General features: G+C 65.7%; 14 protein-coding genes and 1 tRNA gene. 9 read left to right on the top strand and 6 right to left on the bottom strand.

The window, feature by feature from the left end; all coding sequences use genetic code 11:
• Window positions 1-110: 110 nt before the first annotated feature.
• The 4 genes from pepN (at window position 111) to ACFJI2_RS21540 (ending at window position 4,837) form a co-directional block, all read left to right on the top strand.
• Complete coding sequence (gene pepN, locus ACFJI2_RS21555) at window positions 111-2,756, top strand: aminopeptidase N (RefSeq protein ID WP_377701825.1); 2,646 nt, start codon at window positions 111-113, stop codon at window positions 2,754-2,756.
• 29 nt (window positions 2,757-2,785) lie between these two features.
• Window positions 2,786-3,787 (top strand): class 1 fructose-bisphosphatase, encoded by a 1,002-nt coding sequence (locus ACFJI2_RS21550; RefSeq protein ID WP_377701824.1) that lies wholly within the window; start codon window positions 2,786-2,788, stop codon window positions 3,785-3,787.
• A 101-nt stretch (window positions 3,788-3,888) separates the two neighbouring features.
• Window positions 3,889-3,964, top strand: a tRNA-Thr gene (locus ACFJI2_RS21545).
• Between the two features lie 102 nt (window positions 3,965-4,066).
• Window positions 4,067-4,837 (top strand): sterol desaturase family protein, encoded by a 771-nt coding sequence (locus ACFJI2_RS21540; RefSeq protein ID WP_377701823.1) that lies wholly within the window; start codon window positions 4,067-4,069, stop codon window positions 4,835-4,837.
• 1 nt (window position 4,838) lies between these two features.
• Here ACFJI2_RS21540 and ACFJI2_RS21535 read toward each other — a convergent pair whose 3' ends face one another.
• From ACFJI2_RS21535 to ACFJI2_RS21515, 5 genes are all read right to left on the bottom strand, one after another.
• Complete coding sequence (locus ACFJI2_RS21535; RefSeq protein WP_377701822.1) at window positions 4,839-5,585, bottom strand: substrate-binding periplasmic protein; 747 nt, start codon at window positions 5,583-5,585, stop codon at window positions 4,839-4,841.
• A gap of 43 nt (window positions 5,586-5,628) precedes the next feature.
• On the bottom strand, window positions 5,629-6,576 hold the full coding sequence (locus ACFJI2_RS21530; protein WP_377701821.1) for a LysR family transcriptional regulator: 948 nt from the start codon (window positions 6,574-6,576) through the stop codon (window positions 5,629-5,631).
• Entirely contained in the window at window positions 6,573-7,598 is a 1,026-nt protein-coding gene (locus ACFJI2_RS21525) for an FUSC family protein (protein ID WP_377701820.1), read from the bottom strand. The genes ACFJI2_RS21530 and ACFJI2_RS21525 overlap by 4 nt, the downstream gene beginning before the upstream one ends.
• A gap of 97 nt (window positions 7,599-7,695) precedes the next feature.
• Complete coding sequence (locus ACFJI2_RS21520; RefSeq protein ID WP_377701819.1) at window positions 7,696-8,382, bottom strand: diguanylate cyclase domain-containing protein; 687 nt, start codon at window positions 8,380-8,382, stop codon at window positions 7,696-7,698.
• Window positions 8,383-8,414: 32 nt separating this feature from the next.
• Window positions 8,415-8,864, bottom strand: coding sequence for a hypothetical protein (locus ACFJI2_RS21515; protein ID WP_377701818.1), 450 nt, complete (start codon window positions 8,862-8,864; stop codon window positions 8,415-8,417).
• Between the two features lie 87 nt (window positions 8,865-8,951).
• On the opposite strand from ACFJI2_RS21515, the gene ACFJI2_RS21510 reads away from it, so the two are divergent.
• The 5 genes from ACFJI2_RS21510 (at window position 8,952) to ACFJI2_RS21490 (ending at window position 13,085) form a co-directional block, all read left to right on the top strand.
• Window positions 8,952-9,284, top strand: a complete 333-nt coding sequence (locus ACFJI2_RS21510) for an ArsR/SmtB family transcription factor (protein ID WP_377701816.1) — start codon at window positions 8,952-8,954, stop codon at window positions 9,282-9,284.
• Window positions 9,285-9,293: 9 nt separating this feature from the next.
• Complete coding sequence (locus ACFJI2_RS21505) at window positions 9,294-9,551, top strand: hypothetical protein (protein ID WP_377701815.1); 258 nt, start codon at window positions 9,294-9,296, stop codon at window positions 9,549-9,551.
• Window positions 9,552-9,576: 25 nt separating this feature from the next.
• Window positions 9,577-10,284, top strand: a complete 708-nt coding sequence (locus ACFJI2_RS21500; protein WP_377701814.1) for a DUF4386 domain-containing protein — start codon at window positions 9,577-9,579, stop codon at window positions 10,282-10,284.
• A gap of 102 nt (window positions 10,285-10,386) precedes the next feature.
• Entirely contained in the window at window positions 10,387-12,111 is a 1,725-nt protein-coding gene (locus ACFJI2_RS21495; RefSeq protein WP_377701813.1) for an esterase/lipase family protein, read from the top strand.
• Between the two features lie 116 nt (window positions 12,112-12,227).
• Window positions 12,228-13,085 carry a T6SS immunity protein Tli4 family protein gene (locus ACFJI2_RS21490; RefSeq protein WP_377701812.1) on the top strand — a complete coding sequence of 286 codons (858 nt, stop codon included), beginning with the start codon at window positions 12,228-12,230 and terminating at the stop codon, window positions 13,083-13,085.
• Window positions 13,086-13,116: 31 nt separating this feature from the next.
• Here the strand turns inward: ACFJI2_RS21490 and ACFJI2_RS21485 are convergent, their stop codons facing one another.
• Window positions 13,117-13,602, bottom strand: coding sequence for an MFS transporter (locus ACFJI2_RS21485; RefSeq protein ID WP_377701811.1), 486 nt, complete (start codon window positions 13,600-13,602; stop codon window positions 13,117-13,119).
• Window positions 13,603-13,615 lie beyond the last annotated feature (13 nt).

Genomic DNA, 13,615 nt, shown 5'->3' with positions numbered 1-13,615 from the left:
ACAGAATGTTACGGCGGGTGGGAAAGCGGAAAAGAAAGGAGGCAATTAGCGCGTCCTCCAGCCCGGTGTTGGTAAAATACCCTTTTCCCTTAGTCCGATCGAATTCCCCCATGCGCACTGACAGCCCACAGACGATCTTCCGTAAAGACTATACCCCTCCCAGCTATCTGGTGCACACCGTGGAACTGGGCTTCGACCTGGACCCGGCCCGCACCATCGTGGCCAACCGGGTCACGCTGAGCCGCAACCCGGCCAGCAAGAGCAAGGAGATCGTGCTGCACGGCGAGGAAATCGAGCTGGTGGCGCTGCGCATGAACGGCAAGACGCTGCAGCCGGGCCAGTACCTGCTGGGCAGCCACTCGCTGACCATCCCCAAGGCGCCGGCCGAGGTGACGCTGGAAATCGAAACCCTGTGCGCGCCCGAGCTGAACACCACGCTGTCCGGCCTGTACGTGTCGAACGGCAGCTTCTACACCCAGTGCGAAGCCGAGGGTTTCCGCCGCATCACCTACTTCCCGGACCGCCCGGACGTGATGGCCAAGTACACCGTCATGCTGCGCGCCGACAAGCAGCGCTATCCGGTGCTGCTCTCGAACGGCAACCTGCTCGAGCAGGGCGACCTGCCGGACGGCCGCCACTACGCCAAGTGGGAAGACCCGTTCAAGAAGCCGTCCTACCTGTTCGCGCTGGTGGCCGCGCGCCTGGTGTGCCAGGAAGAGACCTACACGCTGAAGTCCGGCCGCGAGGTGCTGCTGCAGGTGTGGGTGGAAGAGGGCAACCTGGACAAGACCGACTACGCCATGCAGTCGCTGAAGAATTCCATCCACTGGGACGAGGAGCGCTTCGGCCTGGAGCTGGACCTGGACCGCTTCATGATCGTCGCCGTGGGCGACTTCAACATGGGCGCCATGGAGAACAAGGGCCTGAACATCTTCAACACCAAGTTCGTGCTGGCCAATTCGCGCGTGGCCACCGACATCGACTACGCCGGCATCGAGGCCGTGGTGGGGCACGAGTACTTCCACAACTGGACCGGCAACCGCGTCACCTGCCGCGACTGGTTCCAGCTGTCGCTGAAGGAAGGCCTGACCGTGTTCCGCGACCAGGAATTCAGCGCCGACATGATAGGCACGGCCAGCGGCCGCGCCGTCACCCGCATCGACCAGGTGCGCACCTTGCGCCAAGCCCAGTTCCCGGAAGACGCCGGCCCGATGGCGCACCCGGTGCGCCCGGACTCCTTCGTCGAGATCAACAACTTCTACACCGTCACCGTGTACGAAAAAGGCGCGGAAGTGGTGCGCATGTACCAGACCCTGCTGGGCCGCGAAGGCTTCCGCAAAGGCATGGACCTGTACTTTGAACGCCACGACGGCCAGGCCGTGCAGTGCGACGACTTCCGCGCCGCCATGGCCGACGCCAACGGCCGCGACCTGGACCAGTTCGAGCGCTGGTACAGCCAGGCCGGCACGCCCATCGTCACCGCCAGCACGCGCTATGACGCGGCCGCGCAAACCTACGACATCACGCTGAGCCAGCGCTGCCCGGACACGCCCGGCCAGACCAACAAGCTGCCCTTCCACATTCCGGTGGCGGTGGGCCTGCTGGACGCGGAAGGCAAGGACATGGCGCTGGCGCTGGACGGCGAAGTGGTGGGCGCCACCACGGCCGTGCTCGAGCTCAAGGAAGCCGAGCAAACCTTCCGCTTCACCAATGTGCGCGAAGAGCCGGTGCCGTCCATCCTGCGCGATTTTTCCGCGCCCATCGTGCTGGAGTATCCGTACACGGACGCCGAACTGCTGCACCTGTTCCGCTACGACAGCGACGCCGTGAACCGCTGGGAAGCGGGCCAGCGCCTGGCCATGGAGCGCCTGCAGAAACTGACCGCCGCCGTGGCCTCCGGCGCCGCGCTGGAACTGGACGACACCTTCATCGCCGCGCAGCGCGCCGTGCTGGTGGACGACAAGCTGGACGCGGCCTTCCGTGAACTGGCGCTGGTGCTGCCGTCCGAAACCATCATCGCCGAGCAGATGGACGTGGTGGACCCGCACGCCATCCACGCTGCGCGCCAGTTCATGCGCCGCACCATTGCGCGCGAGCTCGCGCCCGAGCTGCTGGCCCAATACCAGGCCAACCAGACGCCCGGCCCCTACAGCCCGGACGCGCAATCGGCCGGCAAGCGCGGCCTGAAAAACCTGGCGCTGGCCTATCTGCTGATCGATCCGGGCACGGCCGAACTGAAGCTCGCGCAGCAGCAGTTCGAGCAGGCCACCAACATGACCGACCGCGCCGCCGCGCTGGTAGCGCTGATCCACAGCGGCGAAGACGCGCGCGCCTACCTGCAGAACTTCTACGACGACTTCTGCAACGAAGCGCTGGTGGTGGACAAGTGGTTCGCCATGCAGGCTGCCGCCCCCAACACCGACGTGGCGGCCGTGCGCAAGCTGATGCAGCATCCGGCCTTCACCCTGAAGAACCCGAACCGCGCGCGCAGCCTGATCTTCAGCTTCTGCAACGCCAACCCATCGCAGTTCCACGCCAGGGACGGCAGCGCCTATGAGTTCTGGGCCGAGCACGTGATCGCGCTGGACGCGCTGAACCCGCAAGTGGCCGCGCGCCTGGCGCGCAGCATGGACCGCTGGCGCCGTTACGCGCCCGAGCTGCAGGAGCAGATGCGCCGCGCGCTGGAACAAGTGGCGCGCGCCGCGCCGCTGTCGAACGACGTGATGGAAGTGGTCAGCAAAGCGCTCTCCAACTAATTTTTTGCAATAATCGAAAAAGGGAAACAATGAAACGCATCAGCCTGACCCAGTACCTGGTCGAAGAACAGCGCCTCCACAACACCATCCCGGCCGAACTGCGCCTGCTGATCGAAGTGGTGGCCCGCTCCTGCAAAACCATCTCGCACAGCGTAGGCAAGGGCGCGCTGGGCGACGTGCTGGGCGCGCTGGAAACCGAGAACGTGCAGGGCGAAGTGCAGAAGAAGCTGGACGTGATCTCCAACGAGATCCTGCTCGAAGCGAACGAATGGGGCGGCCACCTGGCGGCCATGGCGTCCGAAGAAATGGAAACCATCCACCCGATCCCTAACCGCTACCCGATGGGCGAATACCTGCTGGTGTTCGACCCGCTGGACGGCTCCTCGAACATCGACGTGAACGTCTCCATCGGCACCATCTTCTCCGTGCTGAAGGCGCCGGACGGCATGGTCACGCCGTCCGAGCAGGACTTCCTGCAGCCGGGCGCGCAGCAGGTGGCGGCCGGCTACGCCGTGTACGGCCCGCAAACCCAGCTGGTGCTCACCACCGGCCAGGGCGTGAACTGCTTCACGCTGGACCGCGAGATGGGCTCCTGGGTGCTGACCCAGCGCGACATGCAGATTCCCGCCACCACCAAGGAATTCGCCATCAACATGTCCAACGCGCGCCACTGGCACGCGCCGGTGCAGCGTTACGTAAACGAGCTGCTGGCAGGCGAGACCGGCCCGCGCGGCAAGAATTTCAATATGCGCTGGATCGCCTCCATGGTGGCCGACGTGCACCGCATCCTGAACCGCGGCGGCGTCTTCATGTACCCGGCCGACACCCGCGACACCTCCATGCCGGGCAAGCTGCGCCTGATGTACGAAGCGAACCCGATGGCCTTCATCGTGGAGCAGGCAGGCGGCGCGGCCACCGACGGCAAGCAGCGCATCATGGACATCCAGCCGCATAAGCTGCACCAGCGCGTGCCGGTGTTCCTGGGTTCGCGCGACGAGGTGGCGGTGGTGACCGGCTACCACGGCGAGTAATTTTTAAAAAAGCACTAGCGCATTCGAACTGTTTATTGTTAGAATGCGAGCCTCTTTCGCCGTAGCCGGTACTCACCGCTACAGGCGCCAGGCAAGGTTTCGCCGCTGTAGCTCAGTCGGTAGAGCAGCGCATTCGTAATGCGAAGGTCACCAGTTCGATTCCGGTCAGCGGCACCAGTAGGAAGAAAAAGGGTTGTATGCGCGAGCATGCGGCCCTTTTTTCATTTTGCAGCCGGGAAATGCGGTATAAGATTGGTGCTTCGTACGGAGGGCGCCGATATGGACTTTGCAGCTACCGCGATTGCAGTTCTGATATTCCTGGCCATCGTCATCGCCGGACTGGCTGTCGAGCGCCTGGCGCCGGCCGAGGCGCAGCCCTTGGCAGCGAGCGGGTTTAACCTCTGCTACACCACGTTTTACATCTTTGCGCAGGCGCTTATCGCCCCTGCCTTGTCGATATTGACCGTCGCCGCCGTCAACGCGGCCGGCGGAGGCTGGGTAGAGCTGCCCGCCGCCGGGGCTGGGTTCTGGCTGGGCTTCGCGGCTTACGCCTTGACCGCCGATCTGATGGAATACCTGTTCCACCGCGCCCAGCACGGCGTGCCCGCGCTGTGGGCGATGCATTCCTTCCACCACAGCGACGCGGCCTTGAACGCGTCCACGACCAGCCGCCACTACTGGGCCGAGCACGGGATCAAGATGCTGTCGATCTACCTGGTCACGGGGATGGTGTTCAAGGCGCCGCCGGAGGTGCTGGGGGCATACGCGCTGCTGGCCTACTACAACGTGTTTTTGCACATGAATATCCGCCTGGGCTTCGGCCGCTGGTCCTTCCTGCTCAATTCCCCGCAATACCACCGGCTGCACCATTCGGCGCTGCGGGAGCATTTCGACAGGAATTTCTCCGCGCTGTTTCCCGTCTTCGACGTGGTCTTCGGGACCTATTGCCCGCCCCGGCGCGGCGAGTATCCGCCTACGGGGCTGGATACCGGGGCCAAGCCGAAAGGCTTGATGGATGTGCTGCTGTGGCCGCGGCGGATGTCCCGCTAGCCTATTCCTCGGCGCCGCGCTCCTCGCCCAGCGTGGTGGCGACATGGCGGGCGATGGCGCCGTTCGATTTCATCTTCGATAGCACATCGGCCAGGCGCGGCGCCAGCGCGGCGTGCCGCTTGTGCAGGTAGATGTAGACGGGCGTGTCCTGCACCAGGCCGGCGTTGTAGACGTCGCGGTAGCGCTTGTGCAGCTTGGCCAGTTGGCGCTGCCCGAACTCTTCCAGGTCGACGAAGATGTCGGTCTGGCCCAGGGCCACGTTCTGCAGGCCGGTCTGGCTGTCGACCACGGAGGAAATTTGCTGCAGTGGCAGCACCTGCTCCAGCTGCGCCTTGAAGGTGATGTAGCCGCTGCGGTATGTCACCTTGTAGGGTGTGCCTTTCAGGCTGTCCCAGTTGGCGATCTTCAGGCCCGGCAGGCGGGTAAAGGCGGCCACGCGGAACGACAGCAGGGGTTCGTCCACCCGCACCAGCTCGGGGTGGGCGGCGGCGTAGGCGTGGGCGCGACCCACTTCGCCGTCTATCCGGCCGGCGTCGGCTTCGATGGAGCCGCGCAGGGGCGGAAACATGCGAACTTCCACGTCCAGCCCCAGCTGCCGGAAGGCGTCCTCGCAGATCAGCGACAGCACGCCGGGAGCAAAGCTGGCTTCCTTGGGGAAGGGATGGGCCAGCACCAGCCTGTCGCCCGCGCTGGCGCCGTTCCCGAGCAGCAGGCCCATGCAAAACAGCCAGGTGGCGGCGGATTTCACGATTGTTCCTGCGAGAAGATTGAAGGTGACGCTTGCTTTTATTCTACTCCGTTGCGGATTGATAGTCAGGCAGCTGAGAGCGCAGCCAGTCCAGCGCGGGATCGCCGTCGCTGCGGGTATGCCAGATGGCCTGCATGCGGCGGCTGCGCGCCGCGTAAGGCAGCGGCGACGCCACCAGGCCCTCACGCTCGACGAACAAGCGGCTGACGGAGGAGGGCAGCAAGGCCAGCATGTCGCTTGAACGCAGCAGGGAGGGCACGGCCAGCGAATGCGGCACCAGCATGCGCAGGCGGGCCGTGTCGGGCAGGGCGGCGCGGTCGAACATGTCGGATTCGCGCGCCAGGCCGCGCTCGGACAGGAAGCCGTCCACCGCGCCTTCTTCGGCGCCGCCCAGCGAGACGGCGATCAGCGGATAGGCCGCCATGTCGTCGGCCGTGACGGGGCGGCCGGCCAGCGGATGGCCGGGGCGCATGGCCAGCGTGTCGGTTTGCGTCCACAGCGGCATGGCGTTGAAGCGGGGCGGGATGTCGGCGAACACGCCGATGGCGAGGTCGATGCGGCCCAGGTCCAGCTGGCCGGCCAGGTCGATGCGGGTGGACGGACGTATCACGAGGTTCACTCGCGGCGCCAGTTGCTGCAGCTGCGCGCTAAGGCGGTCCAGCAGCAGCAGGGTGACGTAGTCGGTGGCGGCGATGACGAAGTCGCGCTCGGCGGTGGCGGGCGCGAACGGCTCGTTGCCGAGCGCGCCGCCGATCTGCTGCAGCGCGTTGCGCAGCGGCGCCGCCATCGCCTGGGCGCGGGCGGTGGGCTGCATGCCGCTGGCGGTGCGCACGAACAGTTCGTCGCCCAAGGCGTCGCGCAAGCGTCCCAGCGCGTGGCTGACGGCGGAGTGGCTCAGGTTCAGGCGCCGCGCCGCGCGCTGCAGGTTGCGTTCTTCGTAGACGATGTTGAAAACGCGCAGCAGGTTCAGATCGATGCGGTCGACATTCATGTGGGCACGGTGCGTTGGCGTAGCGGCCATAATACCGCACAGATTGCGGTCTGCACGAACACCGACGTGGCCAGGCCGGCGGCGTCGTGCAGGTAGTGGTTGCCGCCCGCTCCGCCCACCAGGCTGCCGCCCGGGTAGCCCAGCATGCACAGCGTGATGCTGTAGCCCAGGCCACGGCCCAGCGAGTCGGGCCGGCCTGTCATCCAGGCGCCGAACAGCAGCGCGCTGGCGTGCAGCAGGTAGGGAACGGCAGGCAGCGACGCGGGCAGCAGCGGGTAGCATAGCTGCAGCGCGATGCCTGCGGCGATGGCGAGCAGGGTGCCCAGGGTCATCTGTACGGCCATGCGCACCGGCTGTGCGGCCAGCGCCACCAGGGCGCAATTGACGGTGGCGTTCAGTGTCGCCATCGGGCCGCCTGGCCAGGAGGTGGCCAGCCACAGCGAGGCCATGGCGGCGATCGCGATGGCCGGATGCAGGCCGGCCAGCGAGGCGCTGGCCGCGCCGGGAGCGGTGGGCGAGGCGGTAGCGGCAGGAACGGCGGCCGGATGCGCATTCTGCTCCGCGCGGCCGCCGTTGATGAATGCGGCCACGCTGGCGCACGCGATGCCCAGCCCGACCTCGGCCAGCCGCGCGGCGGCGCCGGCGCCGATGTGGCCTGCCTGGAAGGCCATCGGTATGCCGATCAGCACCGGCGTATAGCCGGTCAGCACGATGGAATAGGCCTGCGGCTGGCTGTAGAAGGCGGCGATGCCGGTGAACAGCGTGACCCAGATGCCAACCGCCGCCAGCAAGTGCGCCGGCGACTGTGAAAACAGCGTGGCGATGGCCCATGCGCCGAGCGCTCCGGCGATGGTGCCCAGCATCCGGTAATAGCCCTTGGTGAACACCTGCCTGGCCTGCGGCTGCATGACGATGAATACGCACACCATCGAAATCTGCGGCGCGGGCAGCTCGAGCCACGTGGCGATGGCCATGGCCAGCATGGCGGTCGTGACGGTGTTGAAGATATGGCGCAGCAGCATGGCGTTTTCTCCGGCAGTACAACAATGCGGCAGCATGCCACGCTGCCGGCCGGCGCAGAAGCGATCAATATTCAAGATGATAGTGAACAGAATTCAGCTAGGCCGTCCTGGCGGCCGGCGCTCCCTGGAAAACTCCGCAGCCGCTCTTGCCGTTGCGCTTGACGTAATACATGGCCTGGTCCGCGCACTGCATCAACTCGGGCAGCGTGCTGCCGTGCCGGGGATGCAGGCCGATGCCGATGCTGGCGCCCAGCGCGTGGCTCCGGCCGTTCACGAGCACCGGCATGGTCAGCTGGGCGAGCAGCTTCCTGGCGATTCCTTCCGCCTGCTCCTCGCTGTCCAGCTGTGTGCCGATGACCACGAATTCGTCGCCGCCCACGCGCGCGCAGATGTCGGTGCTGCGGGTGCTGCCCTTGAGGCGGGCCGCCACCGTTTTCAGCACTTCGTCGCCGGCCGCGTGGCCCGCCGTATCGTTGATGGGCTTGAAGTTGTCCAGGTCGATGTAGAACACGGCCACCACCTGGTGCGGGCGGGTGGCCAGCACCAGGGCCTGGTCGAACAGCGTGTGCACGTGGCGCTTGTTATTCAAGCCAGTGAGCGGATCGAGGAAAGCCAGGTCCAGCGCCTTGCTTTCAGCTTCCAGCAGGCGCGACTGGAACTGCGCCAGCACGGCGGCCAGCAGCGATAGGTACTGCACCAGCACCAGGACCGTGCCGAGCACAAAGCCGTTGCGGAACCAGCTGGGGAACAGATACAGCACCAGCGGCGCGGCCAGCCAGTGCACCGCCAGCGCGGCGCAGGCGGCCGCGGCGACGGTCAGCGGCAGGCGGGGAACTCGGCGCGGCGTTTCAGCAGGAAGCCGGCCATGCAGAGCATGAAGCCGGCATTGACCAGCGCGTAACCCAGGGTGCGCGCCCATGACGGGAAATCGGCAGCCAGCGCCAGGCACAGCCACGCCTCGGCGGCCAGCGCGGCTGTCCAGAACCAGCGCATCCTCACGCTCAGGTTCAGGAAGCGCACCAGTCCCGTCATCAGGAAAGGCTTTTCCAGCACATTGAACATGATGTAGACGGCAATGGCCAGGCGCTGGTTCGCCGCCGCCAGCAGCACGAACAGGCCCAGGCGCGCCAGCAGCGCGCAGGAGATGGAGACGGCCCACCAGCCGGCCCCGGAGTTGGTCCTCGGGACGCGGCTTGCCCACAGGAACAGCAGAACGAAGATGAAGTAGGTGGTGCTGCCGAACGTATGCACGATCTCGTATGACATCGCCGATCTCCGCAATGACTTGCATAAGTGAATCTTACTCCTTTGAATCTGCTTGACCTTGTATCACGTGTAAGATATTGTTGACATGTGAGCGCAAAGAAACCATCCCTCGAAGGCGACCAACTGCTGGCGGTACTGGCAGCGCTGGCCAATCCGCACCGGCTGCGCATTATTGCGGCGCTGGTGGCGGGCGGGCGCAACTACGTGAGCCAGCTGGCGCGCGAGCTCGGCATCAGCCGGCCCTTGCTGCATCTGCATTTGCAGAAGCTGGAGGAGGCGGGCCTGGTGGTGAGCCAGATGGAACTGTCGAACGACGGCAAGGCCCTCAATTATTTCGAACCCAGCAGCTTTAGCATCGAGCTCACGCCGGCTTCCATCGCGGAGATGGCGAAGACACTCAAAGTCCACAACGAACAGTAGAGGTTTGCCATGTCTGAAAGCATATACCTGTTGACGATCTGCCTGCCGCTGGGAGCGGCGGTGGTCATCTTCGGCATGAAGTATTTCTCGGCGGCGGTTGCCGCGCGCGCCCGCGCCCACAGCGACGCGGCCTACAGTGCGCTGGCCGAGAAAGCCGTGCAGGCGCAGGCGGCGCAGCAAGCCACCCTGGCCGCCATGCAGGCCGAGGTGGCCAAGCTGTCGGCCAGCGTCGCGTCGGTTGAAAAAATTCTCAAGCAAGTCGAATAATCGCAGTCCCTCACCGGGAGAACGTATGGACGGCAGCAGCATCATGCATCCGCCGCGCGCAGCGCTGCAAACCTACGCGCGGCTGGGCGGCGTGCTCTACCTGATCATCATCGTGATCGGCCTGCTGGGCGAGGCCTACGTGCGCGGCACGCTGGTGGTGGGCGGCGATCCCGAAGCCACCGTGCGCCGCATCCAGGCTGCCGAATGGCTGTGGCGCCTGGGCGTGGCCGGCCAGATGTTCCTGCTGCTGTGCGCGGTGGCGCTGACGTGGATTTTCTACGTGCTGCTGCGGCCCGTGAGCAAAAACCTGAGCCTGCTGGTGGTGCTGTTTGCCATTACCTCGCTGGCGGTGGAAAGCGTCAGCGCGCTGCAGCTGCAAGCCATGCTCGACACGCTGGCGATGGCCAAATACCTGCCGCCGGCAGCGCTGCCGCAGCTGCACACCATGGCCTATCTCACGGTGGTGTCGCACGCGCAGGCCTTCGGCCTGGCGCTGATCTTCTTCGGCGTGGAGATCCTGATTGTCGGCTACCTGATCTGGAAGTCCGGCTACATCCCCAAGGCCATCGGCGTGCTGATGCAGCTGGCCGGCGCCTGCTACCTGGTCAACAGCTTCGCCATGGTGCTCAGCCCGCCGCTGGCCAGCATGCTGTTCCCCGCCATCCTGCTGCCGGCGCTGGTCGGCGAAAGCGCGTTCTGCCTGTGGCTGCTGTTCAAAGGCCCTGCACGCTAGCTCAGCCGCGCGGCACGTTTTTCTTGAATCGCGTAAATTATGTAGAATTAAACAACTACGCGAGCGGGACGAAACTAGCATGATGAGAGTGAGAGCGGGCTGATGGCGAGCGTGCCTGAGGATAAAGAGCGCAGCCAGATCGGCATACCGGATGCCAGGGGCATGCCGACGTTCGCGTGGCAGACGACCAGCTCCATGCTGGCGGACGCGGTCAAGCTCACCATGCCGCCGTCGCACATCCTGCCCATCGTGTTCGTGCCGGGCATCATGGGCTCCGACCTGGCCAGCACCGAAGGCGACGAAGTCTGGGTGCTGAACAAGACCGCCGGCGCGCCGCTCGGCCTGGCCATGATGTGGGCCAAGCGCGGCTCGGGAACGCGCCAGAAGGTGCTGCATCCCAAACGCACCCAGGTCTACCGCGAAGGCGCCGTGCCGAAAAAGGGCGTGGGCACCATCCGCGACAAGGCGCATTTCCTCCAGCGCGGTTGGGGCGAGGTGTCCGAGGCCAGCTATCACAAATTCCTGCTGTGGCTGGAGCAGAAGATGAACGGCGAAGGGTACGACCCGGCCTACTGGGGCGACTTCTCCTATACCTCCGTCAGCGCCGCGCCCAAGCCGGGCGAGAAGCCGCCGCCGCGCAAGCTGTATCCCGGCATCTCGATGGACATGAGCGGCCTGCCGCGCGTGGCCGAGGACAACCACGTCACCGCGCCCATCCTGTCGGACGAGCTGCTCAAGCGCGCCAAGTGCCGCTTCCCGGTGTACGCCTGCGGCTACAACTGGCTAGCCTCCAACACGCAGGCGGCCGAGGCGCTCAAGGAGCGCATCGCCGAAGTCATCGCCGAGAACAACAAGGGCGCCTACAAGTGCGAACAGGTGATCCTGGTGACGCACTCGATGGGCGGCCTGGTGGCGCGCAGCTGCGCGCAACTGGACGGCATGGCCGACAAGATCGCCGGCATCGTGCACGGCGTGATGCCGGCCGTGGGCGCGGCGGTGGCCTACCGGCGCTGCAAAGTCGGCATGCGCGAGGAGAGCTTCACGGCGGGGCTGGTGATCGGCTCCAACGGGCGCGAGGTGACGGCGGTGTTCGCGCAGGCGCCGGGCGCGCTGCAGCTGCTGCCGTCGGCCGAATACGGCCCGCACTGGCTCAACATCAAGGACGACAAGGGCCACCCCGCGCCGCCGCTGCCCAATGCCGATCCGTACACGGAAATCTACCTGGAGCGCTCCGCGTGGTGGGGGCTGGTACGCGAAGAATGGCTGTCGCCCAAGGACGGCCTGGCCATCAAGTGGAACGAATTCGCCAAGAACGTCAAGCTGGCCAAGGCCTTCCACGACGAGCTGGCCGGCCAGTACCACGCGCAGACCTATGTGTTCTACGGCGGCAAAGTGGGCGACGGCGACGGCTACGACAGCTTCGAGAAGATACACTGGCAGATGAAGCGCGGCATGTCGCCCGGCGGGAAGGCGCCGGACCTGGCGGGCGCGCTCGCCTACGGCAACGACCAGGTGCGCACCGACGGCAGCAACAAGCTGTACATGGGCGGCAAGACCGAATTCATGCCTGATTACTCCGGCTACGGCGGTGGCCATGTGTACGAAACCAGTTACTATGAAATCTCCTGCGGCATGCAGGACGGGAATGGTGACGGCACGGTGCCTGCCAGTTCGGGCCGCGCGCCGCGCAAGGCGGGCGGCGGCAACATCAAGCAGCAGTTCAAGCTAAGCGGATTCGAACACGAACCGGCCTACGGCGACGCCATCGCGCAAAAGGTCACGCACTACGCGATCACCAAGATCGCGGCTATCGCAAGGCTGGTATGAAGAAAATACTTTTATCGGGCATGGCCGTTCTGCTGACGGCCTGCTCTTTGGTGGAGGCTAAACCTGTGGCGCCTATCAGCAAGGAAGTCCGTGCCGTGTGCATGGGACGGCATCAAATGGAACTACCCAAGGATTTCGAGCAGGCGATGGGATCGTCCTCGATCTTCACGCCGGCCGGCCTGACCGACGCCGGCGCGCCCATCGACGTGGTGGTGAAAGCCGCCGGCGTGGACGCGGCCGAATTCCAGCGCCAGGTGGAACTGCGCCGGGGCGCGCTGCTGGCGGCGGGCCGCAAGGCGAGCAATGTGCTCAAGGAGGTGATCCGCGTCAGCAAGGAAGCCGTGATCTTCCGCGTGATGGAGATCGACGACGCCTACAACGACGAGCTGCATCTGCTGCGCGACGGCGTCTACATCGTCGCCTCCACCGATTCGTACGAGAACAGCTACGTGAAGGCGGAGGCGCGGTTGGTGGAATTCGCCGGGCACGTCGAGAAGGCGGGCGAGGCGCCCAGGGGCTTCTGCCTCGGACCGGTAGTGGTGAACGGGCGCTACGCCGGCGAATACGGCAAGCTCAGTTTCCGCAGCAAGGCCGCGCCGGAGGTGCAGGTGTCGGTGGTGGTGGACACATATGCGCCGGACGAGAGCAAGTCGCTGCTGCAGCGCGTGAGCGGCGGCGATTCGCTGCTGACCCGCATGGGCGCGCATCCCAAAGTGCTGCGCAAGGGCGAGTTGCAGGTGGCCGGCATGCACGCGCAGGAATGGCTGGCGTGGATACAGCCGGAAGACGACAGCCCGCGCAAGCAATACAGCTTCGCGCTGGAGACGCGCCGTCCGGCGCCCGGGCCGCTGCAGCCGTCGCTGCACCTGGAGTTCGACGCGGGCCGGCGCGGCGAGAGCGGCTTGAGCCAGGAGCAGGCGGTGGCGTTGTGGGACAGTGTCAGCCGCAGCATCCGCCCGCGCGCCGGGAACTAGGTAGCCCCTGACCCTAGCCGTAGCCTTACCCTTAAGCCGCGCGCTTGCGGTCGAAGTGCGCTTCGATCGCTTCCAGCGTTTTCCCTTTGGTTTCCGGCAGCAGGAAGGCGGCGGTGAGGAAGTACAGCACCGCGCAGCCGGCGCCGTAGAAGAACATCGTTGCGTAGCCGTGCTGGCCCACGGTCGGCAGGAACACGGCCGCAATCACCGTCGACACAAACTGGTTGATCAGCAGGGCGATGCTCATGCCGTTCGAGCGTATGCGCGTGGGCATCAGCTCCGACAGCGCCAGCCACACGCACACGCCCGGACCAACCGCGAAGCTGGCCACGAACAAGAAGATGGCCAGCGCCACCTGCCAGCCGTGCGTAGCGGGCGGCACCTGGGCCAGATAAGCCTTCTCGATGCGCAGCGGCGCGCTCGCGCCCTCGGCCGGGTCCGCGAACGGATTCAAGTGCAGGCGTCGGAAGAACGCGCCGATCACGCTATCCGGCTGCACCGTATCCTCGCGCGTCATGCGCAATTCCGGC

Origin of the sequence: Pseudoduganella sp. UC29_71, assembly GCF_042693265.1 — a bacterium.
Lineage (GTDB): Bacteria > Pseudomonadota > Gammaproteobacteria > Burkholderiales > Burkholderiaceae_D > Rugamonas.
Note: the sequence above shows the minus strand (reverse complement) of the source record. Positions and strands in the feature narration are given on the sequence as shown.